Origin of the sequence: Streptomyces sp. NPDC050674, assembly GCF_040654575.1 — a bacterium.
Classification (GTDB): domain Bacteria; phylum Actinomycetota; class Actinomycetes; order Streptomycetales; family Streptomycetaceae; genus Streptomyces.
In genome coordinates, this window is the sequence record NZ_JBFAIG010000059.1 from 1 (window position 1) to 1,340 (window position 1,340).

The 1,340-nt window shown below is 69.0% G+C and carries 1 protein-coding gene; it reads left to right on the plus strand.

Annotated elements, in window-relative coordinates:
• A partial coding sequence (locus tag AB0I06_RS34270; protein WP_363122768.1) for a hypothetical protein occupies positions 1-1,340 on the plus strand: 1,340 nt, incomplete at both ends.

The following is a 1,340-nucleotide window of genomic DNA, read 5'->3' on the forward strand; positions in this document are numbered from 1 at the left end:
GCGTCATCGTGGACGCACTCAGCGAACTCGGCGTGCGCCAGGTGTTCGGCGTGGTGGGAGTCGCGCTGAACCTCCTCAACGCCTTACTCAACGCCCTCCGTGACCCCGCGACCGGTAACGCCCGCTTAGGCACCGCCCGGTTCGGGTCGGTGACATTCGAGGGCGCCGCCATGTTCGGGTCGGCGACCTTCAAGAACAACGCCGGGTTCGGGTCGGCGACCTTCAAGCGCGCTGCCGGGTTCGAGTCGGCGACCTTCGAGCGCGGTGCCGTGTTCGCGTCGGTGACCTCCAGGAACGACGCCATGTTCGGGTCGGCGACCTTCAAGGACGACGCATGGTTCAGGTCGGCGACCTTCGAGCGCGGTGCCGTGTTCGGGTCGGCGACCTTCGAGGGCGACGCTGGGTTCGAGTCGGCGACCTTCGTGGAGGCTGACCAGTTCGGGCCATTGGTGTGTGCTGGGAGGGTTGTGCTGTCCGGCGCGGTGTTCGGCCGCCCGGTGACCCTCTCGCTCGCTGCGCGCCGTCTGGAGTGCCATCGCACTCGCTGGTCATCGACAGCGGAGATCCGCCTGCGCTATGCCACGGTGGACCTCGCTCATTCCGTGTTCGAGTACCCCCTCACGATCGCCGCCGAGCCGGATCCCTTCGTGCTCAACGACGGCCGACCGCTCGCCGAAGATCTCTTCCCGAGCGCGTACGACCCCGGGGTGCGGGTGGCGTCGCTGCGCGGGGTGGACGCGGCCCATCTGGTCCTAGCCGACCTCGATCTGTGGGAATGTCTGTTCACAGGCACGGTCCACCTGGACCAACTCCGCCTTGAGGGGGCCTGCACTTTCAACACCGCACCGCCCGCCGTGCACTGGCGGCGCTGGCCGCCCGTGCGATTCACCGAGCGCCGCGTCCTGGCCGAAGAACACCACTGGCGCGCCAGCCAGCCGGGGGCAGTGCAGGGCTGGGTCCTCGGCACCGGGCGGGCGGGGCCGCTGCAACTGGCTCCGGTATACCGGGCGCTGCGCAAGGCCTTCGAGGACGGAAAGCACGAGCCAGGGGCGGCGGACTTCTACTACGGCGAGATGGAGATGCGCCGCCACGCCGACGACATCCCCCGCAGTGAACGGGGGCTACTGACCGCCTACTGGGCGCTGTCCGGCTACGGCTTGCGCGCCTCCACGGCCCTGGCCTGGCTCGGGACGGCCATGCTCCTCACCATCGTCCTGCTCATGGCCTTCGGCCTTGCCCAGGACACCCCGAAGCAGACCGCGACCGGCACCCTCCCGGCCGGCGTGGGCAAAGTCATCTTCGAGATCGTCCTTGTCGATCTCGAGTGGGCCTCTTGCGCC